The organism is Burkholderia sp. L-4 (assembly GCF_056856535.1).
In genome coordinates, this window is sequence record NZ_JBXEOX010000001.1 from 2,692,223 (window position 1) to 2,712,894 (window position 20,672).

General features: G+C 58.7%; 28 protein-coding genes and 1 tRNA gene. 28 read left to right on the forward strand and 1 reads right to left on the reverse strand.

The window, feature by feature from the left end:
• Nucleotides 1–57: 57 nt before the first annotated feature.
• The 25 genes from AC1VVG_RS12495 (at nucleotide 58) to AC1VVG_RS12615 (ending at nucleotide 16,175) form a co-directional block, all read left to right on the forward strand.
• Entirely contained in the window at nucleotides 58–1,275 is a 1,218-nt protein-coding gene (locus AC1VVG_RS12495) for a tyrosine-type recombinase/integrase (protein WP_482835689.1), read from the forward strand.
• Nucleotides 1,276–1,430: 155 nt separating this feature from the next.
• On the forward strand, nucleotides 1,431–2,465 hold the full coding sequence (locus AC1VVG_RS12500; RefSeq protein ID WP_482835690.1) for a hypothetical protein: 1,035 nt from the start codon (nucleotides 1,431–1,433) through the stop codon (nucleotides 2,463–2,465).
• A gap of 92 nt (nucleotides 2,466–2,557) precedes the next feature.
• On the forward strand, nucleotides 2,558–2,818 hold the full coding sequence (locus tag AC1VVG_RS12505; RefSeq protein WP_482835691.1) for a helix-turn-helix transcriptional regulator: 261 nt from the start codon (nucleotides 2,558–2,560) through the stop codon (nucleotides 2,816–2,818).
• A 3-nt stretch (nucleotides 2,819–2,821) separates the two neighbouring features.
• Nucleotides 2,822–3,142 carry a transcriptional coactivator p15/PC4 family protein gene (locus AC1VVG_RS12510; RefSeq protein ID WP_482835692.1) on the forward strand — a complete coding sequence of 107 codons (321 nt, stop codon included), beginning with the start codon at nucleotides 2,822–2,824 and terminating at the stop codon, nucleotides 3,140–3,142.
• Between the two features lie 123 nt (nucleotides 3,143–3,265).
• Nucleotides 3,266–3,565 carry an XRE family transcriptional regulator gene (locus tag AC1VVG_RS12515; protein ID WP_482835693.1) on the forward strand — a complete coding sequence of 100 codons (300 nt, stop codon included), beginning with the start codon at nucleotides 3,266–3,268 and terminating at the stop codon, nucleotides 3,563–3,565.
• Nucleotides 3,566–3,633: 68 nt separating this feature from the next.
• Nucleotides 3,634–3,915, forward strand: coding sequence for a hypothetical protein (locus AC1VVG_RS12520; protein ID WP_482835694.1), 282 nt, complete (start codon nucleotides 3,634–3,636; stop codon nucleotides 3,913–3,915).
• Nucleotides 3,912–4,055, forward strand: a complete 144-nt coding sequence (locus AC1VVG_RS12525; RefSeq protein WP_482835695.1) for a hypothetical protein — start codon at nucleotides 3,912–3,914, stop codon at nucleotides 4,053–4,055. The genes AC1VVG_RS12520 and AC1VVG_RS12525 overlap by 4 nt, the downstream gene beginning before the upstream one ends.
• Entirely contained in the window at nucleotides 4,048–4,260 is a 213-nt protein-coding gene (locus AC1VVG_RS12530; protein WP_482835696.1) for a hypothetical protein, read from the forward strand. Before AC1VVG_RS12525 ends, AC1VVG_RS12530 begins: the two co-directional genes overlap by 8 nt.
• Nucleotides 4,253–4,561 (forward strand): hypothetical protein, encoded by a 309-nt coding sequence (locus AC1VVG_RS12535; RefSeq protein ID WP_482835697.1) that lies wholly within the window; start codon nucleotides 4,253–4,255, stop codon nucleotides 4,559–4,561. The genes AC1VVG_RS12530 and AC1VVG_RS12535 overlap by 8 nt, the downstream gene beginning before the upstream one ends.
• Nucleotides 4,551–4,958, forward strand: a complete 408-nt coding sequence (locus AC1VVG_RS12540) for a hypothetical protein (RefSeq protein WP_482835698.1) — start codon at nucleotides 4,551–4,553, stop codon at nucleotides 4,956–4,958. Before AC1VVG_RS12535 ends, AC1VVG_RS12540 begins: the two co-directional genes overlap by 11 nt.
• Nucleotides 4,955–7,672 carry a DUF927 domain-containing protein gene (locus AC1VVG_RS12545; protein ID WP_482835699.1) on the forward strand — a complete coding sequence of 906 codons (2,718 nt, stop codon included), beginning with the start codon at nucleotides 4,955–4,957 and terminating at the stop codon, nucleotides 7,670–7,672. Before AC1VVG_RS12540 ends, AC1VVG_RS12545 begins: the two co-directional genes overlap by 4 nt.
• A 307-nt stretch (nucleotides 7,673–7,979) precedes the next feature.
• Entirely contained in the window at nucleotides 7,980–8,378 is a 399-nt protein-coding gene (locus tag AC1VVG_RS12550; protein ID WP_482835700.1) for a hypothetical protein, read from the forward strand.
• A gap of 124 nt (nucleotides 8,379–8,502) precedes the next feature.
• Nucleotides 8,503–8,880: a single-stranded DNA-binding protein gene (locus AC1VVG_RS12555; RefSeq protein ID WP_059972814.1), complete on the forward strand. Its 378-nt coding sequence runs from the start codon at nucleotides 8,503–8,505 to the stop codon at nucleotides 8,878–8,880.
• Between the two features lie 138 nt (nucleotides 8,881–9,018).
• Nucleotides 9,019–9,582: a hypothetical protein gene (locus AC1VVG_RS12560; RefSeq protein ID WP_482835701.1), complete on the forward strand. Its 564-nt coding sequence runs from the start codon at nucleotides 9,019–9,021 to the stop codon at nucleotides 9,580–9,582.
• A gap of 122 nt (nucleotides 9,583–9,704) precedes the next feature.
• A complete protein-coding gene (locus AC1VVG_RS12565; protein WP_482835702.1) occupies nucleotides 9,705–9,929 on the forward strand; it encodes a helix-turn-helix transcriptional regulator in 225 nt (74 codons plus the stop codon).
• 5 nt (nucleotides 9,930–9,934) lie between these two features.
• Nucleotides 9,935–10,159 (forward strand): hypothetical protein, encoded by a 225-nt coding sequence (locus AC1VVG_RS12570; RefSeq protein ID WP_482835703.1) that lies wholly within the window; start codon nucleotides 9,935–9,937, stop codon nucleotides 10,157–10,159.
• Between the two features lie 26 nt (nucleotides 10,160–10,185).
• Nucleotides 10,186–11,148, forward strand: a complete 963-nt coding sequence (locus AC1VVG_RS12575) for a hypothetical protein (protein WP_482835704.1) — start codon at nucleotides 10,186–10,188, stop codon at nucleotides 11,146–11,148.
• A 156-nt stretch (nucleotides 11,149–11,304) separates the two neighbouring features.
• Entirely contained in the window at nucleotides 11,305–11,916 is a 612-nt protein-coding gene (locus AC1VVG_RS12580) for a hypothetical protein (protein WP_482835705.1), read from the forward strand.
• Nucleotides 11,917–11,936: 20 nt separating this feature from the next.
• On the forward strand, nucleotides 11,937–13,013 hold the full coding sequence (locus AC1VVG_RS12585; RefSeq protein WP_482835706.1) for a tyrosine-type recombinase/integrase: 1,077 nt from the start codon (nucleotides 11,937–11,939) through the stop codon (nucleotides 13,011–13,013).
• Nucleotides 13,014–13,420: 407 nt separating this feature from the next.
• Nucleotides 13,421–13,987: a hypothetical protein gene (locus AC1VVG_RS12590; protein WP_482835707.1), complete on the forward strand. Its 567-nt coding sequence runs from the start codon at nucleotides 13,421–13,423 to the stop codon at nucleotides 13,985–13,987.
• Between the two features lie 39 nt (nucleotides 13,988–14,026).
• A tRNA-Met gene (locus AC1VVG_RS12595) sits at nucleotides 14,027–14,103 on the forward strand.
• 161 nt (nucleotides 14,104–14,264) lie between these two features.
• Nucleotides 14,265–14,498 (forward strand): hypothetical protein, encoded by a 234-nt coding sequence (locus AC1VVG_RS12600; RefSeq protein ID WP_482835708.1) that lies wholly within the window; start codon nucleotides 14,265–14,267, stop codon nucleotides 14,496–14,498.
• Between the two features lie 95 nt (nucleotides 14,499–14,593).
• Nucleotides 14,594–15,502, forward strand: a complete 909-nt coding sequence (locus AC1VVG_RS12605; protein WP_482835709.1) for a DUF4238 domain-containing protein — start codon at nucleotides 14,594–14,596, stop codon at nucleotides 15,500–15,502.
• Entirely contained in the window at nucleotides 15,499–15,759 is a 261-nt protein-coding gene (locus tag AC1VVG_RS12610; RefSeq protein WP_213265402.1) for a pyocin activator PrtN family protein, read from the forward strand. The genes AC1VVG_RS12605 and AC1VVG_RS12610 overlap by 4 nt, the downstream gene beginning before the upstream one ends.
• A 155-nt stretch (nucleotides 15,760–15,914) precedes the next feature.
• Entirely contained in the window at nucleotides 15,915–16,175 is a 261-nt protein-coding gene (locus AC1VVG_RS12615; protein WP_482835902.1) for a pyocin activator PrtN family protein, read from the forward strand.
• 343 nt (nucleotides 16,176–16,518) lie between these two features.
• On the opposite strand, the gene AC1VVG_RS12620 is transcribed toward AC1VVG_RS12615, so the two are convergent.
• Nucleotides 16,519–17,718: a hypothetical protein gene (locus AC1VVG_RS12620; RefSeq protein WP_482835710.1), complete on the reverse strand. Its 1,200-nt coding sequence runs from the start codon at nucleotides 17,716–17,718 to the stop codon at nucleotides 16,519–16,521.
• 385 nt (nucleotides 17,719–18,103) lie between these two features.
• On the opposite strand from AC1VVG_RS12620, the gene AC1VVG_RS12625 reads away from it, so the two are divergent.
• From AC1VVG_RS12625 to AC1VVG_RS12635, 3 genes are all read left to right on the forward strand, one after another.
• The gene (locus tag AC1VVG_RS12625; RefSeq protein WP_095412935.1) at nucleotides 18,104–18,322 is read left to right on the forward strand and encodes a hypothetical protein; all 219 of its coding nucleotides are present in this window, start codon (nucleotides 18,104–18,106) and stop codon (nucleotides 18,320–18,322) included.
• A gap of 9 nt (nucleotides 18,323–18,331) precedes the next feature.
• Nucleotides 18,332–19,183, forward strand: a complete 852-nt coding sequence (locus AC1VVG_RS12630; RefSeq protein WP_482835711.1) for an SDH family Clp fold serine proteinase — start codon at nucleotides 18,332–18,334, stop codon at nucleotides 19,181–19,183.
• A 783-nt stretch (nucleotides 19,184–19,966) separates the two neighbouring features.
• Nucleotides 19,967–20,551, forward strand: coding sequence for a hypothetical protein (locus AC1VVG_RS12635; protein ID WP_482835712.1), 585 nt, complete (start codon nucleotides 19,967–19,969; stop codon nucleotides 20,549–20,551).
• Nucleotides 20,552–20,672: the final 121 nt, after the last annotated feature.

Below are 20,672 nucleotides of genomic sequence, written 5' to 3' on the forward strand. Positions count from 1 at the left end.
GTTCTTTTGGGGGCTTCGCAAAACACCCCCTTCAGACAACCCCCGAGGCACCAGCACATGGCGCTCACCGACCTCAAAGTCCGCACAGCCAAGCCGGCGGAGAAGCAGCAGAAGCTTTACGACGGCGGCGGACTGCTGCTCCTGATCACGCCGGCCGGCGGGAAACGTTGGATTTTTAAATACCGTATCGACGGCAAAGAGAAGAGCCTGGCGCTCGGTACATATCCAGACGTATCGCTCGCCGAAGCGCGCGGTCGACGTGATAGCGCGCGCGAAAAGCTCGCCGCAGGCCTCGATCCGAGCGAGGCCAAGAAAGCTGACAAGCGGGCTGCGCAGTTGGCAGCTGCCAGCTCATTCGAACTCGTCGCACGCGAATGGTTTGAGACTCAACGTGGAGGATGGTCCGAGGTCTATGCGGGCAAGGTCATCAACTGCCTTGAAGTCGATGTATTTCCTCGTCTCGGCGCCCGCCCTATCGCAAGCATCGATGCTCCGGAACTACTCGCGATTATCCGCACCGTCGAATCGCGCGGCGTTCGCGAGACGGCCAAGCGGGTGCTGCAGCGATCACGTGCCGTGTTTCAGTACGGCATCATGACCGGCCGCTGCACTCGAAATCCGGCGGCCGACATCGACGCCGAAACCGTTTTGAAGAAAAGCACTGGCGTCCAGCATATGGCGCGCGTGAAAGCTACCGAGATCCCACAGCTCATGCGCGACATTGACGAATACCCGGGCGACCTGGTCACCCGGCTCGCGTTGCGGTTCATGGCGTTGACATTCGTGCGGACAAAGGAAATGATCCAGGCGGAGTGGCCAGAGATCGATGTCGACGCCGAGGAGTGGCGGGTGCCAGCGGCGCGCATGAAAATGCGCGACCCGCACATTGTGCCCCTTTCTCGGCAGGCGCTCGATGTGCTCGCCCAGCTCCGCATGATTAACGGCCAGCATCGGTTCGTGTTCTACAGCGTGCAGGGCCGCAGCCATATCTCAAACAACACGATGCTGTATGCCCTGTATCGGATGGGTTATAAATCACGCATGACGGGGCATGGTTTCCGCGGCCTTGCCGCGACAGCGCTGCGCGAACTGGGATATAGCCGCGACGTCGTCGAACGTCAGATGGCGCACGCAGAACGCAACCAGGTCACTGCGGCCTACGTCCACGCCGAGTATCTGCCTGAACGTCGCAAGATGATGCAGCACTGGGCCGATCGTCTTGACGAGCTGAAGGTCGGCGCGAAAGTTCTGCCCTTCGCATCGCCCGACACATAACGTTCGGCCTGTACAGTGTTTCGACCTACAATGATCTACAACCTTTGCCAAGCTGTAGCAATGGCTAATAGGATCGCGCCCGGCTCGACTGGACGAAAAACGGATTTCCTTGCCTAACAGGCGCGATTCCCCGGTGGGCGTAGCGCGAGAGACCGATGAAACTAACGAGACGGGTCAGAAACCTACTGATCGACGCGAATCCGACGCACCTTCGCCAGCCGAGTTTGAAGGACGAGGCTTATGCAATCGCGCGGAGCCAAAACATCTCATTCGACGCCGCTTTTGATGCCGTGCTTGCACGTCGTCGAGACGAGGCGCGTCAAGTTGCAGATGATGCAAAGACCCGTCGACCGGATCGCGTCCCGGTCGACCCGACTGCCGCCACTCGAGCGCATGCAGAACTGAATGCCGCTCGAATCGAAAAAAAGCAAATAGCTGCCGACAGGAGTCGGAACGAAATGCGTGATTTGGTTGTTCTTCGCGCTGAGGCATTCGCAGCATTTGTCGTGATAGCGGAAAGCAAGGGCCTGCCGGCTCACGTGATAGACGAACGGCGGCTGGCGGCGATCGCAGTTGAGGCGCGTTGGGACTTAATCCCGCTCGTCTTGGCTTGGCTAATCCGCGAGGACGATGAGGTTAAACGGGCCTATCACGTCTTTGCCGATGCCGCAAAACGATGCATGGAGAACTTGAGAACGGGGGCCAATAAAGCCAGCAAGCATGCGAATGAGATCATTTCGGAGAAGTATCGGGAGATGTTCCTGCATGCAGCGTCCGCATACGCCCGAAAACTATCGACGCTTGAGGCATCGCTAGATCGGTTGTCCGCGTTGTCATTCGACGAGCTTGAATCTCTTGTCGCTGATGGAGATGACCTTTCGAAACGGCTCGCAAGTATCAGTGTGAAGATCTCGGACGAAATCAAGCGCCGTGATGCCCAAAAAGGCGCAAGTGCGAAGTCCCAAAAGCTCGATCCAGTTCGCGAGTACGCCGTGCAACTCGCGAATGAAAAAACCTACCCGTCACGCCGCCAAGCCGTGCTATCAATCAAAGATCGGGTTTTGATATACGCCAATTCGCTCGATGGTATATCGATGAGCTCGGATCAGGCTTTCACAACGATCGATGGATGGCTCAAGAAGGCAGGCTATACCCCGTCTGCTAGCAAACAGGGGACGTCTACTGGCTAACACGCCACGCATACCGGCAAGCGCAATTTCCACTGCATCGTCAAAAATCGAAACTGCGGCCATGTTCAACAACCTTGTACGAGGTTTACAACATGGCTGCCATTACAGCTTCCGCACAACTGGGCTCCCTGTCGCTCACCGCCCCTCCCCAAGCGTTACCGCTCGACGGATATTCGCGCTGGCAGAACCTCAAACATTTCGTACCGCTCTCGCGCGAGGCAATCCGACTGCGTGAAATCGCGGGACGTTTTCCGCGCCGTGTTCAACTCGGTTCACAGCGTTGCATTGCGTGGCCGAACCGCGAGATTCACCGCTGGCTCGCTGACCCGACGAACTATCGGGCGGAGGGCTGAGCGATGGCGACGACCCTAGAAATGCAAAAGGGCCGCGACTCCGGCAAGAGCGCGACCCAGACGACCCGAGGAAATGATACCCCGGCGCCGGCGCCCGGTGGGTGCTTTCTCGATGTCCACCGTAGCACATCGGAACGTCTCCGCGTCCAGCTTCGCCAGTACCGCGGCCGCGAGTTCCTTGACGTGCGCTGCTGGTATCTCGCCGACGACGGCGAATACCGGCCAAGCCAGAAAGGCGTCACCCTCAACCCGTCCCAGCTCGCCGAGCTCGTCCAGGCGCTGATGATCGCCGGCCGAGCGTTCGATGCGAAGGGGGTGAACTGATGGACAAGGACAATCGTCATTGTTTGACAAATGTACCCAAAGGGCCTACATTGAACGGTATGGTTCGCGCACCCCGCGAGGACCGACTCTCCGAAAGGATGCCCATCATGAAGACCCTTCTTCGTGCGCGCCAAGTCGCGCCTAAAAAAAATGATTCAATACCTCCCTCCCACGGCCGAAGACATGGAGCGCCTGAAGCAGACGCTTGGCAAGAGCAGCACGGACATGGCCGAGCTCTTCGGCGTGTCGACTGGGCGGCAGTGGCGCAAGTACATGGCGGCGGACGCGAACAACAGTCGCGACATGGGGATGCACATGCTGTTCTTTGCGATGGCGAGGCTCGAGCTGGACGCCGAGACGTTCGAACGCATCTTGAATCGGATGCGCGAGGTCGGTGCGACGATCGCGTTGGACAGCGAGTAACTGCCGGCGGCGCGTTCGCTGCCGCCATCCCGAATACCCTCACCCAGTCGGCCGATCCATTCGATCTGGTGCCAAGTGCCTGGCGCACCGGTCGGCCGTCGAAGCCCGCGACCACCGTCACCCCGGATCTATTCGAGCTCGCCGGCATTCGCGCTGCGGAACACTGGCTGAAGGTTCGCCCCACCGCACGCCCGAACCAGTGGTGCCGGTCGACGTTCGACAATCTCGTCAACGGCCTCGGTCGCATCCCATCCTACGCCAACTGCCTTGCAGCGTTCGAACGCTCGTTCAAGCGCCGTATCGAAGCAGCCTCCCGCGCTGATCGAGAAGCATTGGAGGTGCGCGCATGAACCCGACCGCTCTCGAAATCATCCGTCGCGCACTGCGTGACGCAGCGCTGTCCGATCATCCGAACGATGCTATCGACGTTCTCGGCGACGCTTTGCTCACTCTGGCTGAACTCGCCCGCGTTGAGGTGCTCCATGGCTAACGTACCTCAATTACATCCAGTAGCACCATTTGCGTCGACTGCCGTCCAGCAACTGGAGCAACTCGAGGCGATGTTCCATGCGATCCGCAGCGAGCTCGAAACGGATTGCTACGCATATCACTTGGCCAATCTCGGCCAAGAGACCGCGAGCGGCTACACGGCCGCGATGGCGAAAGTTGCTCAATTGGGGGTGTCCCGTGGTTAATGCCCGTCTCGAGAATGAAACACTGAAAGCGGTTGCTATCGAGGAATCAGCCACGGTTTCAACGGGCCACGCAATATCAGGCGCTCGACTGGAAGCCACGTACAACCCGCACCTCGAAATGATCCACGGCAAAACGCGTCAGCTCGAGGCAATGGTGGCAATGCTTCGCATGATGGTGGGAAACCACGACAGCGAATTGAACATCGAGGTCGTCGGCAACTATGCATGGTTAATGGATGACCTTATCGGTTCCATCAAGAACGAGATCACGTCCGCACAGGGAGTCCGACATGGCCAATAATCGACAACCCGACGCGGCCGGACTGCTCGCATTCTTCTGGGATCGCTTCGATTCGCGTGGCGCATCCGACGACGATCTGGCGTATTTGTCTGCGGCGACAGGTGAAGCAGCAAACATGGCCTTCACCCTCAGCGCTCACATCGCGGGTCTTGCTGGCCTGATAGATGGTGACCGCGGCCTCGAAGACAAACCGCAATGCGGATCTCTTCAGGACGCAGATCAGACAGCGTTGCTGTACCGCATCGCCGACGAAGTTGAGGCGATCGCCCGCATCGCCCATATCGGAAGCGAGTCGGAGTGTTTGCTGCGCATTCGACTGACGGAGAAGCTCGCGAGCGGCAAGTCTCGTCGTATCCAAGGAGGTTTGCAGTCCTCAACAGATAAGGAGGCTGCGTGAGCGTATACGCAGAAGAAGAGCGTATCCGTGCAGCGCTGAGCTATGTTCCCGCCGACGATCGCGATACCTGGGTTCAAATGGGTATGGCGATCAAGGCGGAGCTCGGCGAAGCAGGATTCGATTTCTGGGACGACTGGTCGCGCTCGGCCTCCAGTTACAGTGAGAGCGATGCGAAATCGGTCTGGAAGTCATTCCGCTCCGGTGGTATCACGATCGCCAGCCTGTTTAAGCGGGCGATCGAACACGGCTACCGTGAAAGCGAACCATTGGCCCAGTTGTCGGCCGATGACCGCGATCGCCGTCAGGCTGAACGCAAGCGCGAGGCAACGGCCGCCGCCGAGACCCACCAACGCACCCAAGCTGAAGCCGCAACGAAGGCGCGCGACCTTTGGGAGAGAGCTGGCACGGTTCACACCAACCACGCCTACGTGTGCGCGAAGAAGATCAGGCCATACGGCGCGAGGCAACTGCGCGATCAGCTCGTAGTCAAGTTGCAGGACGTCGACGGGGAGCATCATTCGAGCCAGTACATCCAGCCTGGGGGCGCAAAGTCGTTCCAGACTGGCGGCCGCGTGAGCGGCTGCTTCGTGGCCGTCAACGCTGGCGCGACGCACGGCGCCGATGGCACGTTGCTCATTGCGGAGGGTTACGCGACTGCCTGCTCGCTTCACGAGGCAACTGGATACCCGGTTGCAGCGGCGATGAATGCCGGCAATCTGCTGAACGTCGCGCGAGCCTGGCGCGACCGCTGCCCCAAGCTGACAATCGTGATCTGTGCCGACGACGACACCGAGACGGCCGGCAATCCCGGCATGACCAAGGCAATCGCGGCAGCGCGCACCGTCCGTGCAGTGCTCGCCGTTCCCGTCTTCGGCACTGATCGGCCAGCCGAGGCGTCCGATTTCAACGACCTGCATTGCCTCGAGGGTCTCGATGCGGTGAAGCAGTGCATCGATGCAGCGATCGACCAGCAGCCAGTGACGGAGTTCGTTGGCGAGACGGCGGCGCATCCACCGGCGACGGCTGCTGCCACGGAGTCTGACAATTGCGTCCCGACCGGCTTCCTCGTAACAGAACGCGGCGTGTTCTACGAGGAGGACGATGGCACGCCGCACTGGATCTGCTCGCCGCTTCATGTGCGCGCACTGGTCCGAGACCGTTCGTCAGAAAACTGGGGGCGCCTGCTCGAGTGGAATGACGCCGACGGCCACCCGCACGTCTGGGCGATGCCGATGGAGATGTTGCGGTCGGACGGAGCCGACATGCGCGGCGAGCTGGCGCGGCTCGGCCTCGACATCGCACCGGGCAACAAGGCACGCAACAAGCTGACTGAGTACGTCACGTGCGCCAGGCCGAAGGCACGCGGACGGTGCGTCACGCGTACTGGCTGGCACAGTGGCGCGTTCGTGTTTCCCGACCAGACAATCGGCGCGGCGAGCGAGCGTGTCATCTTCCAGGCCGAAAGCATCATGCGCACGTATTCGCAGTCAGGCACGCTCGACGACTGGAAAGCTGGCGTTGCGCGATTCTGCGTCGGCAATTCCCGCCTCCTGCTTTCTGTGTCTGCGGCCTTTGCTTCGATGATGCTCGAGTATTCCGGGCAGGAATCCGGCGGCCTGAACTTCGTCGGCGAATCATCCTCTGGCAAGACGACGGCGCTTCGTGCGGCATGCTCCGTATTCGGCGGCAAAGAATACATGCAGCGCTGGCGTGCAACGGCAAACGGCCTGGAGGGGCTGGCATCGCTCCACAATGACACGCTGCTCGTGCTCGACGAACTCGCGCAGGTCGACGCACGCGAAGCCGGGGAAATCGCCTACATGCTCGCCAACGGCAGCGGCAAAGCCCGTGCAGGACGGTCCGGCACTGCACGCGCACGGCAAACTTGGAAACTGCTGTTCCTGTCGGCGGGCGAGATCGGTTTGAGCCAGCACTTGCAATCGGTCGGCAAGAAGACGAAAGCCGGCCAAGAGGTGCGCTTGGTCGAGATCCCGGCCGATGCTGGTGCCGGGTTCGGTCTGTTCGAGCACCTCCACGGCGTTGCAGGCGGTGCCGAGCTGTCGACCGCGATCAACGAAGCGGCCGTGAATCATTACGGCACGGCGGCCGTCGCCTTCCTCAAGGCACTCTGTCGCGACCGTGATGAAATCGGAATTTGGCTCAAGGAGGAGATCCGCCGGTTCGTTGATGGAAATCTGCCGGTCGACTCCAGCGGCCAAGCGCATCGCGTCTGCCAACGATTCGCCCTAATCGGGTTGGCCGGCGAGTACGCGACGACCGCGGGTATTACCGGCTGGAATGAAGGTGACGCGCTGGGCGCGGCTTCCGACTGCTTCGCCGTTTGGCTCGACGGTCGGGGTGGCGCTGGCAATCAGGAGAAGGACTCGATCCTGTCGCACGTGAAGGCATTCTTCGAAGCGCATGAGGAGTCGCGCTTTTCCGACCTCAACGATATATCCGACCGTCCGACGATCAACCGGGCCGGGTTCCGGCGGCTGGCAGATTCCGGAACCGAATACTTCGTTCTTCCGGAGATATTCAAGCGCGAAATCTGCAACGGTTTCGAGCCGAAAGCTGCAGCGCGCGCACTGGTTGACGCTGGATGGATTCGGCCGGCGCCTGACGGCAAGTTCCAGCGGTCCGAGCGCCTGCCCGGGAAGGGAACAATTCGCGTCTATGTGTTCACCCCTGCACTTTGGGAGGCGCAACGATGAGCACGGCAATTCTCAGCAAGTACAAAAAATCGGGTGTGACAGGTGTGGCAGGTGTGACGCTTCCGGGAAGCCAAGCCAGTAAAGGCTTTCCGCGTAACACCTTTCGGTGTGACATGTCACACCGTCACACCGGGCATCATATTTTCGATGCCCGGTCTGTCACACCTGAAAAACTGCGGAAAACAGGTGTGACAAACAGGTGTGACGCGAAAACCCTTGCCAGCATTGGGTTTGCGGCGACCGTCACACCCGTCACACATGTCACACCTCAAAAAAACAATATCCGGAAACTTCGGGGAGGCGCGCGATGATCCCCCGCAACCTGAAGCATGTCGGACCATATGCGGATCGGGCCAACAACCGCGCGCCGGCGAGCGATAGTGCCAAAATGCCGCTGCCGGATGACTGCAAAGGCGCGCTCATCGATCGGGAAAGCGGTGCCCCCTTCTGGCCGTGGGGCCCTCGCATCAATCCGGAGCAACTCGCGACGATCCAACGTGAGCTCCTCACCACCGTCGACGAGTTGGCGAGGCTGGAACACTGGCGAGATTCGGACTATGACCATGTGGTGATGTGCGTCGAGAGGCAGCCGATCAGCACGCTCCTGCCCGACCTTGGCTATTTCCGGGACCGCCTTCGGATCGCACGAGCCGAGGATCAGGCGCGGCAGGCGGTCGCCCAGCGGGCGTGGAAATTCGATCGATGAACTCCATCAACACACGCTGCCACAAGTCCGCGACCAAGGGGCGCTTCTTCTGCGTGGCGGCATGGGATCATATATAGATGCAGCAGAGCACCGCTCGGCGCGACACACGACCTGGAGGTAAATGATGATTGATGGCTTGGTAAGTGGCCGCCTCTACGGCGAAGCCCAGATCGGGACGGGACAAAACGGAAAGCGGTTCGTGACATGCAAGGTGCGCGCGACTGCTGGCGACGGCGAAACGCTGTTCGTGAATGTGATCGCGTTCAACGACGACGTACAAACTGCGTTGCTCGCTCTCGGCGACGCGGACAGCGTATCGCTCTCCGGCGCTCTGACGCCGAAGGTCTGGACTGACAAGAATGGCACCGTGAAACCGGCGCTCGATATGGTCGCCCATGGTCTTCTGACGGCATACCACGTTCGCCACAAGCGGCAAGTGCTCGGCGGTGAATCAGCGCCTCAAGACTCTCGCGCTGGCGATCCCCTGGATGACTCTCGGTAAGTCGAAGCGCTTGTAAACGCGATTCCAATTATTCATTGTCGATCATGCTGCGCCTAGCCCGACGGGGCGAAACCGAGAGTCCCTCTATCCTCTCGCCGGCGCAGCATCTCATCTGATAGAGCGCGTGTAGAGGCGCAAATGAAACCGAACCCCATCGACAGCCTAAGGTTGTCGTATCGGTCGATGCTCGACGCTCGAAACCTCTCTCCCGATCAACTCAAGGACCTGGCGGCGACATTGTTCGTCACTTGCTACGCGACGATCATCAAATGCGAGGAATCCATTGCGGATCGTGCCGTCCCCACACCAGAGATAGCCGACCACGTTCGTGGACTGTCTGCGTCCCTAACTCAAGGCCATGTGCTGCCCTCTCTGGAGTATCTCGCAGAGTTGCCGGATCGCTTCGCTGCTGCGCGCGTAGCCGGGATCAAGACTACAAAATCGGAAAGCGGCCGGACCGCAGTGGACGCAAGAGACAAAAAGATCCTGTCTGTCAGAAAATACGCGCTGGACCTAGCAAATGCGTCGACAGCGCGTACAAAAACCGGCGTTCTAAACGAAATTCTTGAATCGGTGATGGCTCGCTATCTGAGTTCAACCGGTCGACCGATGACGAGTCGCGGACGAGCAACCGTATCGAATTGGCTTCTCAAAGACGGATTTGTTGAATTGTCGAAGCGCTCCGATACGTCAACGCGATAACGTATTCGCGCTAGCCGTCACCCCTTCATATGATGATCGTCAGGTTGCCTCTCAACGTTCGCGAGACCTCCTGACGCCTCCCACATAAGCAGCCCGCGTCAGATTCTCGCAGGAGAACTGACGTGTCAAAAGCCCTCACGCCGGCCCGCGTAACGCCAGCCATTCCCCGATTTTCCGACCTCACCGACGAAGCATACGTTGGGCCGGCGGTCGTCGAATCGCTCCTCGGCATTTCGCGATCATCCATCGATCGCAGGGTGAAGTGCGGCGACCTGCCCCAGCCCAAGAAATTCGGTCGATCAGTTCGATTCAACGTAGGTGCGCTGCGGCGTGCGTTGGGGGCGTAAGCGTCATGGCTCTCAATTTCAAGGCTCTCGCACGCAGCTTGAAGCGGCCCGACCTGTCAGCGACATCGGAAGCCAAGCCGAAGGCCATCGCGGCTCGCAAAAGCGCCGAGCGGCCAAGCATCAGCAAGTCGCATGTCGAAGTGTCATTCGCGCACCTCAGGTCGCTTTCAGACGATGACATTGCCGCACTGCAGGGAATCTGCAGTGGCGCCAGCAACACCAATACGTAAAGATTTCCACGGAGTTCCATCTGATCATGGCAAAAAACCAATCGCTTGTGAACGCGATCTCGCTGACGCCTGAAGTTACGGCTGCTCTCGCAAAAGCTCAGGCCTCACTCGATGCTCAACAAAACGTAGTGTTCGCGGTTCGCCGTTTGCATGAAGAGAAAGCCCGCTTCGTCGACGTAATCGCGCAATCGACCGCGGAGCTCACCGACCTCGAGAAGGAGCAATTGCTCGCTGAAACAAGGGCAGCTATCGACCCGGAGAAAAAGCAGGATGCGGCAAGACTCAAGAAGCTAGTCGACAAGGCGCGCGATGCGATGTTGGCCGCGCAAGCAGATCTCGATCGGTGCGAGCGCATCGAGCCAGCGCTCCACGCGGAAGCTGCAGCTGCGGACACTGCGATCGAGTCTGCCCGCGCCGAGATCAAGAAGGCTGCCTCTGTCATGGCGAAAGACCTCGTTCCGGTTTTCTCGGAGCAAGCTCTTTCCGCCGTGAATCAATTGGCAAAGGCCGTAACTCAAGCACGTGCCATCAACGCAAATCTCCCAGATGGCTTCATGCGGGAATACCTCGGCGCCGTAAAAGTCGTCGATCCTGCAATCGCCAAAATGGTCCCGATTTCGTTTGGTGGCTGGTCGATCGAGGGAGTCGACCTCCTTCAACTTCCGGCCGATGACGTCGACGCGCAGGCCATCGCGGCAACCCTCAAGCCAATCGTCGACATGGAGCGCAAATGCCGCGTGCATCCGAAATTCCAACCGCCGAAACCGCCAACCAAACCATACGAGATCAAAGGATCTCCCATCGGCGGCCGACCGCCGCTCCGGGAAATGCAAGGCGACCCACCGGTTCGCATGAAAACGATCGAGGAGGCTCTCGCTGAGCCGTACGTAATCAAAGGGCATTCCGGCGGTGTCCGGCCATGGAAGGAAGTTCATGAAATGAACATGACGGCGGCGATCACGGACGCGCAGCAGTCTGCCGAGCAGTGAGGGATTGAACTCTGGTCCCCAGCCGGCGGTGGGCGCCAACACCGGCATCTGCTGACGTAATGGAAACGCCGAATCTGGTTGGAACCCCTGGATTCAGCGCGACGGGCGGCAGAACCCCAGTTGAATCTATCAACGCTTTCCTAAGTTGGAGCTTGCATGTTTAGAACTGACCAACAGACCGCCGTATCGGCGATTCCCGCTCCTGCTGCAGCGGGAACGCCTGGATACTTTACCGGCGGCAATCCTTCGACTGGGCAGCCTGCGACGATTCTCGATGCCGATTGGCTGAATATGGTTCAAGAGGAGCTCATGAGCGTCCTCGCTGCCGCTGGCCTGACGCCGAGTAAAGTAACCTACAGCCAGGTTTTAGCAGCGATCAACGTGCTAATCGGCAAAGCGACAAACGCCAATGGCTCGAGCGTCTATTACGGCGGCACACCGACGTCAGGGTCTGTTACCACGTTCACGAGGAGCCTCACTTTCGTGGCGCCGTCCAACGGGGTCGTGATGGCGATTCATTCGGTGAACATCGGATCTGGAGGAGTCCAGCCCGGTGCGCAAACGAATACCGTGAAGGTCACCGGGAGCGTGTCAGGCAGTGGCACCGGGACGGATACAACAACGTCGAGCATGACGAACTCGATTGTTAAAAATGTCGTAGCAGGCGAGACGGTAACCGTCATGGGATCACTTGTCTCGAATGGGGCCACCGGTACGTGGTCTAACGTCGGTATCACGTTGTCCTACATTTTCGCTCCCACCAACTAAGTCTCGGGCCGTGATACTCGATGAGTGTGCACCTCTTCCGTGTCGGCAAGGTTTGGCACTATCGCTTCCAGATCAACGGCGCACGCCAGCAGCGATCGACGCGTGAAACGGATCGACAGCGCGCCGAGCAGGTCGCGGAGCGAGCATTGCGGCAGGCGAAGCTCTGGACGCGCGACAGCAAAGAGGTACCGACCTTGCGCGAGCTCGTCGCGCAGTGGCTCGTGATCCACCAACCGACCGCCAGCCGCGCACACGTCAAGGTCGTCGAGACGTTCGGCCGGCTGCACCTCTACGAGCTGGCCGACGTCCTGATCGACGAACTATCGACCGATCGCGTCGAGCTCGCTCGTGTGCGGCACCTCGAGTCGCACGCCCCCGTGTCTGGCAATCAATGGTTGAAGGTGCTGCGCCTGCTCTGTAACTGGGCCGTACGGCGCGGCATCCTGCCGGCGGTCCCGTTCCGCGTCCGCGCACTGAAGGTCCAGAAGAAGCCGCGGGCGATTCTACCCGTTACGATGGCTCAAGCGTGGCTGGCGGCTATCGACGATGCCGAAGGCGATCGCGCTGGCGTTCGCACGGCAGTACGCCTGATGCTCGGCCTGGGCCTACGTGAATCGGAGACCATCACGGCGCGGTGGGAATGGCTCGACATTGGGCGCCAGACTTACACGCCGGGCCGGACGAAGGGCCGCGAGGCCGATCCGATCCCCGTTCCGTCCTGGTTGATCGGCTATCTGATGGCGGACTGGAAGCCGGCCGGCCCGATCCTGCAGAAAGCGAACGGTCGCCCGTATCCGGCTGGCTTCACGCGTTCGGCGATGTTGGCAGCCAACCAGGTAGTCGGCGCGCCCCACATCACCGCGCATCGACTGCGCGGCACGTTCGCCACGCTGCTCTCCGAGGCCGGCGTGCCAGTGCAGTCGATCCAGCGCGCGCTTCGCCATAAGAACCTGACGACGACAGCGGCTTATCTCGAGGTCGACATGGACACCGTGGCCGCCGGCCAGCAACGCATCGCGGAGAGGATCGGCTTCGGATTACACCCGGAAACCCGTGGCGCGCCAGTGGCGAACTCCACCCCGCAACCCCAACAATGACAAGGAACCACGATCCCAAATGGTCATCGCGATTTTTCGTGCCGGTCAATCGAGCCTCGCTCGCAAAATGCCCTCCGCCGACTCGAAATTCGGCCCTTCAGACGACCGGACCGGCTCTCGGAACCGCCCGGGTCCTTCGGCGGGATCTCCGAACGGGCGGGCCCTAAGACTCGCAGATTTCGACCAGCAACAAACTTCCGGATTTGGTTGACAGAATCGCCGATAGGGAAATTCTATTGCTTGACAAATCAGACTTAAACACATGAAACGAAAAGATTTTTCTCCACTCGTTGACCGGCGAAATTCTGTCAAGTTGCTTGACAGAAGGTTGACAAATTGACGGACAAACGAGCACAAGCACCCAATTTCGCGGCCTTGCCGGCCGTCCCTTGCCAGAGGAAATCAACATGGCATTTATGAAGCAGTCGGAATTTGCAGACCTGTGCGGCGTGTCACGACAGGCCGTGCTCAACTGGAAGCGTGAGGGCAAGCTCGTAATGCAGGGCGCGCGCGTCGATGTCGATGCGTCCCTGGCTCGGCTCGGGCGGGTTCGGCGTGGCGGCTCTCCCGTTCAGGTCCCCGCGGGCCAAGATGCGGTGGTCGACATCGAGATGCAGCCCGGCGAATCGCTCGATCAGGCCGCTGAACGCCTCGCCGGCGAGATCGACATCGATGGCACGAGTTTCGACGAGGCCAGGCGCATTAAGGAGATCTATCTCGCCCTACTGCATCGCCTCGATTTCGAAAAGAAGTCTGGCGCCCTAGTGGAGCTCGACACCGCGAGCACCATCCTGTTCGAGGAGTTCCGGGCGCAGCGCGATGCCTGGCTCAACTGGCCGGCCAAGGTCGGGCCACTGATCGCCTCCGAACTCGGCATCGAAGCCGACAAGATCACCGCGGTGCTGGTCGCCCATGTCCACAAGCAGATTGCGCAACTGGGGGAGCCGGAGGTTCAGTTCAGCGACGATCGCTGACCGTTTGACGCACCGCAACAGTGCTTGTACACTTCGCGCCGCGGGGTGGAGCAGTCTGGCAGCTCGTCGGGCTCATAACCCGAAGGTCATAGGTTCAAATCCTATCCCCGCAACCAACATCGAAACCCGCTCTGCGACAGCAAGCGGGTTTTTCATTTTGTGCGAGTCATGTCGCCGCCGTGATGGCAGGAAGCCAACCGCGGCGAATCCTGATCCTTACCTCCTCGATACCGATTCTCATATGGCACATAATGATCCCCTTTTCCAAGGAGGCATTATGCAAATTGACGTTACGGGGCTGAAACCTGATCCGGATAACAAAGGGCATGTTCTGGGCTGGGGCGTGATTCGGCAAGCACCGTGGCACTTCGCTGGCATTTACCCAAGCGAAGATGCCGCCAACGCGGCAGCAGCAAAGTTGGGCACCGACTACGTTTCCGACTACGGCTCTCATCGCATCGGCTCGGACGATTTCATCGGCGGCCTTGACCCGAGGACCGCACGCCAGTAATCACGCATGTGGTCCATGCCCCGCATCACAATCGCGGGGCATGGACCAACTGCAGGCACTCAAGGCAATCAATCCTTCGAAGCGCGGAAAATGACATGAGAAAGCGACGTCATCACCATGTCTGGCAGCACTATCTGAAATCGTGGCTGGTCAGCGGAGCGATAACATGCTTGACCGCAGATTCGATCTTCCGAACCGGAACGGTTCGCGTTGCAGTGGACCGCGACTTCTACACTTTGGAGGCTCTCAGCGATCAAGATATGCAGCTCGCCCGTGCCTTGATTTCCGGAGCGAAGAACGAGCATGCGCGTCAAAGCCAGCTTAGATTTTTAGAAAGGATTGCAGCCCCTTCAAGGCTCCAGGGTATATCACCAGACATCGATAGTGAGATCGATACCTTTCACAGCAACGTCCTCGAGGAATGGCACACGGCCATTGAGCACTCGTTCATCCCATTGCTGAAAAGAGCACTGATTCTTGACATCGATTTCTATCGGCACGACGAGGACTGCATCCCGTTCCTTCATTACCTGTGCACTCAGAATATGCGAACAAAGGGCGTGCGCGATCGCGTCTTAGCACTGAACTCTAAGAGCGGTGTCCCAGACATATCGAGAATTTGGCCAATCCTCGCCATTACCTTCGCAGAGAATGTCGGGGCTACCCTGTATGTTGAACGACGGCGCCGCAAACTTGTGTTGATTCAAAACAAGACGGACGTGCCGTTCATAACCGGGGACCAGCCCGTGGTTAATCTATTGGCCATTGCAGACGGGCCGCCTGAGCGTTTGGCCCTCTACTACCCGATTTCTCCTGAACTTGCATTGGTATTGAATGAGGTCGATGACAACCTCCCTCTTGCCAGCGAAACACTTACGAGGGAGCAGGTACGTGGTCTCAATGCGAAACTTGCTTCAGGATGCCATGCGCAACTGTTCGGTACATCGGAGGAGGCTTTGCGCTCCGCCCAACGCGATCCCGCATGGGTTCCGTACCACCCATGAATACAGTCTTCTTACTGATGGCGCAGTACGGAGCCACTGCCGTCGTTCCAGTCGAGCTCGTCTGTCGTGACTACTTCTCGCATCTCACCGTGCCCCAGTTTGTTCGCAAGGTAAGTACCGGCGACATTGCCATCCCGCTCGTTCGGATGGAACGGTCAAAAAAAGCAGCAAAGGGCGTTCACATTCAAGATCTCGCAAACTACATCGACGAGCGGCGTGCTGCAGCGTTAAAGGAGTGCGAGCAGCTGCGCTCGTAGCGCTCTGCGAATCGATGCAGCTGCCGATTCAGTCGGCTAGGCTGATGCCGATTGCGCACGTGCCATTGGCTGAATGGGCAGTTGGTGCAGCGCCGCTCATGCGGCCCGGCGTCGACCGCACGATCGCCGAATCATTCAATTGCGCCACACGGACCATGAACACTGTCTTCTTGCTTATGGCTCAATACAACGCGACAGCGATCATACCGATCGACGTCGTGTGCCGAGACTACTTCGCGCCGATGACGGTCGCGACGCTCATCAGAAAGATCGGGGCCGGTGAAATTCCGATTCCGCTCATTCGAATGGGAAAATCCCAGAAGTGTGCCAAGGGCGTCCACATTCAGGATCTAGCTAGCTATATCGACGAGCGACGCGCGGCCGCTCAGAAAGAATGCGAGCAACTGCGCGTATAGCGCTCGGATCGGTGATGAATCGTCATTGCTCAACGTGAAGGTCCGCCCACGCGACAACATCCTTCGCCCTCCAAAGTGGGCGGGCCCGCTCGGTTCCACTCTTGCCTGACGGAATACGGAGCGGCCGGGGGAACCCTTCCTGCGTGATGATCCACTGTCGCGTGTGCTGCTTGCTTCTGTATAGGTATTCGGCGACCTCGGTAAAGTCCCATAGCGCATGCGGCGCCAAGCACATTGCAATGCGTCGAGCAAGTTCCGCGATTGTCGCAACATCGTTCGTGTGCCGACGTGGTAGCTCCCTTGCGTCTGCCTCCTCTGAGAGGTCATTTCGGATGCCCATAGCCTAAGTCCCCTGGTTCGCTCCCGATACCCGCGAGAATATCGGATCGAGGGCATCGCAAGATGCTCGTGCCCAAGCCAACCACTGCCCCAGCTGAGATGCTTCCGAAACGTCGATGCCGCGGTCTCGTGCCAAGAGTTCGACACGTTCCAGGTAACGTCGGCGGCGTTCGCATGCGTCCGACTGGTCCGCCTCCGTGAACAGAGATTCGACGGCCAGCTTTTCGCTCTGAGCAGCTTCGGCAGCAGTTCGATCGTGCCATGCAGCATTCTCGATACGGCGCTTCATTTCGGTATGCTGCCGTGCCTGCTCTTTCCGATTCTCTTCGCGCGAGTCAAACCCAAGCACGGCGACCCTCAATCGCACGGCGAACATATTCAACTGCTCTTCAAGCGTGACATCGGCTTCATCTCGCGCCCGAATTTCCTTGCCAGCATACAAGCTTTCTCGCATGGTGATCCGCAGTCTTCCAAGCGGACTCCACCTTTCGTGGCCGATGCCGCTTCCCGTTTTCTCCGTCATCTCGGACAATCGAAACTGCATGGCGATGTCCTTGCAAGCGATCACAGTGTGCATGTCTGTGAGACGCACTTTGAATCCGCGCGCCTCCATCGCAACGAAGAATGCATCAGCAATCGAAAGCGCCCTATGGCGCGTCTGCGGAGTGGCAATCACAGCTGCGTAACCAGGTCCCATATCGAGGACGCCACCTGGACGCCTGATCCGAAACGAAACGCTGGGAAATCGCGGCTCCCAATTCTCAGTTGTCCGTCGCGGTCGATCGTCTTCCTCAATCTGCTTGTCGATCTCGAGCAACCGTTTGGACAGTGCTCGTATGAGCTTGTGCTGAAACACATCCGCATTCGATGAAACGATGCGGCTCTCCTCGCGTGCCTCGTCTTCCTCAATTTGCCGCCTATCTCGAGTCTCGTCGGGATCAAGCACGAATCTACGGGCATAGGCCTGCGGCCATGCTCGAACTATCGAGGGGCCATCGTGTTTGGGCAATTTGGGCCGCTTTATTTGCTGCCCGGCACGCAAGCGCGCCCAGTAACCGGCCTCGGGAAGCGGCACGCCAAGCTTCTTGCATATCTTCCGGAGACCGTTGTCAGATAGGCCATATCTCTTCGATACGGTGCTGACCGGGTCCGACCAGACCTCCTGATAAATCGCCTCACGCTCAATGTCGACCCCGTCTTCCACTAGCAACCTCCGCTGGCTGATCCACCCGACACCGGCTCATTTCCCGCCGTTATCCCCCGCGAAAAATCTGCTCCATGGCCGGTGGCAAATGGGCACCGCCATCCGACGTGCATTCTCATGCGTCCTTCCGTCACTGCCTACACTTCGACCAGCTTTGACGATTCTTTACAACCTCATGATCTATAAGGAAAAACATGGTCCGAAAATGCGTCAGGAGGTGGGAAATATTGGTTGCCTACGAGAACTTTCTAACGTAGAGTTCAGCCAAAGTTGTAGTGTGCACTACACGCTTCAGGCGCTCCAATACGGGCGCCCATTGGCACGTGCTCATAGACGTTCTCTATCGAAATCCGATTTCATTTGCCAATATAAATAGGGGCTCGCCATGAACTTTCTCGCTACGGCAATTGCGGCGCCGCCGACCGAAACGGACTACCTGACCCTCTTCAACCCGATTCCGCAAGGTGACTACGTCCCTGGGAACGTCTACGAGAGCCGGGGCACGTCCGAACCCGACATCATGAAAGCAGTCACGGTTCTCGAACGCGTTGCTGAACAGCACACCGAACTGGCCACGACTAGCGCATTGTTTCGAGGGATTTGATAGATCTCTATGAGCGATGCGAACGAATTGTTCCCACGGGGGACTGCTCTTCCAAAGCAGTCCCCTCTTTTTTGGGTTCACAATAAGGACCGGTATCTCCGCCAACTGCTGATCCGTGACATCGAAGCGGTAACGCAGAGACGATTCGTCGTGTATTACACGGACTGCTCAACGGCTGCGCAAGTTGACCCGAACGACGATACGTATCTGGCTGAGCTGCTCGGCACAATCAACGGAGATCCCGTTGACCTGATGCTGGAGACGAATGGTGGCTACACAGACGCCACCGAGAAGATTGTGTCGATACTGACGGCAATGACCACCGATTTGCGGGTGATCGTGCCTCGGCGTGCCAAGAGCAACGGCACTGTTATCGCGTTGACCGGCCGTGAGATCGTGATGGGCGTCCATTCCGAACTTGGTCCTATCGATCCGAATGTCGTGCTCGGCCCAGGCAACGCAGTGCCGGCAGATTTGATACTGAAATCGGCCGACAAGCATCCGCCGCTTCTCGCCGGTTACGCCTCCCTCGCGGTCTTGCAAACGAAGAAATTGGCTACTGCCGTGCTCTCGAGCGGGATGCTTGCCGGTTCCGATTCCAAACTCATCGAAGAAATCGTAAACAAGATCTCGACGCGAGACCACTATCATTCGCATGGGTCAGTGATCGATTCGCGAGAGGCTCAAGCATTGGGACTGAAGGTCTGTCACCTGGCACCCGACGATGATCTGTGGCAGCGGATCTGGCTGCTACGCACCATGTGCGAGCAAGACTGCAAAGCCCAGAGAATCTGGAAGCTCTTCGAAGGCACAACCATTAGCAGCGCAATTGCCGCTCCCAGCTCGCCTAGTCAAGTGTAGCAGATGGTGGGTTCATTGGTGGGTTGAGGCAATGAGCAGCCACCAAGCCCTTTCCAGACAAAGCACCTGAGCGGACACCGCTGCAACCAGCGTGTCCGCTCCCTCACGGAGCGATCGTCAGGGGGTTGTATTGGGGGTCTTTTAAGAATTAGTCCACTTCAATTACAAGCCAGCTATCAAGACATGAATTCTGTCGGGGGACCAGCTAGGTTCCCAGAGCCTCCCAAGATTTCCTAAAAAGCCCCGCAAAGCGTTGCTGTGCGGTTTTTTTGCTGCCATCGTTGCTCACGACAGCCCAGTACAACCGCCGCCGGTGCAGTGACGCAGGCAGTGGCTACCGACATGCTCGGCCTGAGTGCCGCGGCCGTCGGCAAGATGGTGCGGACCGGTGTGCTCAAGCTCAACGGCTGAGGCCGGATTCCGATCGGGCAGATCGACATGTTTCTTGCCCGCACAAAAATGAAGTGATGACCCCGCCGCTCCGACGTGCTGTCTATCGAACAACCAGCCCAAGAAAGAAGCACTGCTTCTGATCGTGTGTGCCGGCGACAATTCGACAACGTTTAGGACACTATACGAAGACGTATAGATTCTCTGTCGCTCCGTATAGCAGCCTATACCTTCATTCAGCTACGCCCAACCGCCAGCCCACTCATTGATGCGCAAATTGATTGTTCCGATCATTGATTCGATCCAGTCGAACGATTCCATCACACTAATGTCCGCGAAAAAATATCCTGTTGGCCCTGCGTTACGAGGACGCAGACTCACACAGGAGCCACGATGATGAAGTCGAAGAAGGAGTTGCTTAGCCGTCGCCTGCAAGCCGTCGAAATGATCAAGCGCTACCCGGGGATCACGTCGGCCGAGATCGCAGAAAAGCTCGATCTGGAAAATTCCACGAAAGTCTCAGGCGCAGTCTGGCCAGAGGTACGAGCAGGTCGCGTCCTAGTTGAACGCATCGTCCGTAACGGTACGACGATGAACGCGCATTACATGTCAGATGATGTGCCACCGGACGCTGTAGAACGCATTCAGCAAAAAATCGTCGACGCTAAGAACGTCATTCCAATTGCGAAATCGGACGACGCACGTACCAGTGTGTTCGACACTAAGCAACTGAAAACGAAGCGCAAGCCGAGAGTCGCGAAGCCTACCTTAGCAGCGCCCCATACCACTCCTCATGCTACGACGCCGGCGCCGAGGATCGCGCCCGTGGGATTCGCATGCGCCGTGACAAACGACGGGAGCCTGGTATTGATGCGCGAAGGGACAATCCAGTTTTCCCTCTCAAGCATCGAGGCGACGACGTTGCAAAGCTACCTGGTGAAGCGAGCGGCCGCCAGCCTCTTCACGAGCATGGCTTGATAGTAATGCCGGCGACACTGCCGGCATGATCATTTGGCTCGCTTGGATCTGCCCCGCTCTTCGAATGAGTACCAGGCGCTCCATGGGCAAAATTGATACCGAGTAGCTATCGGCAGTCAGT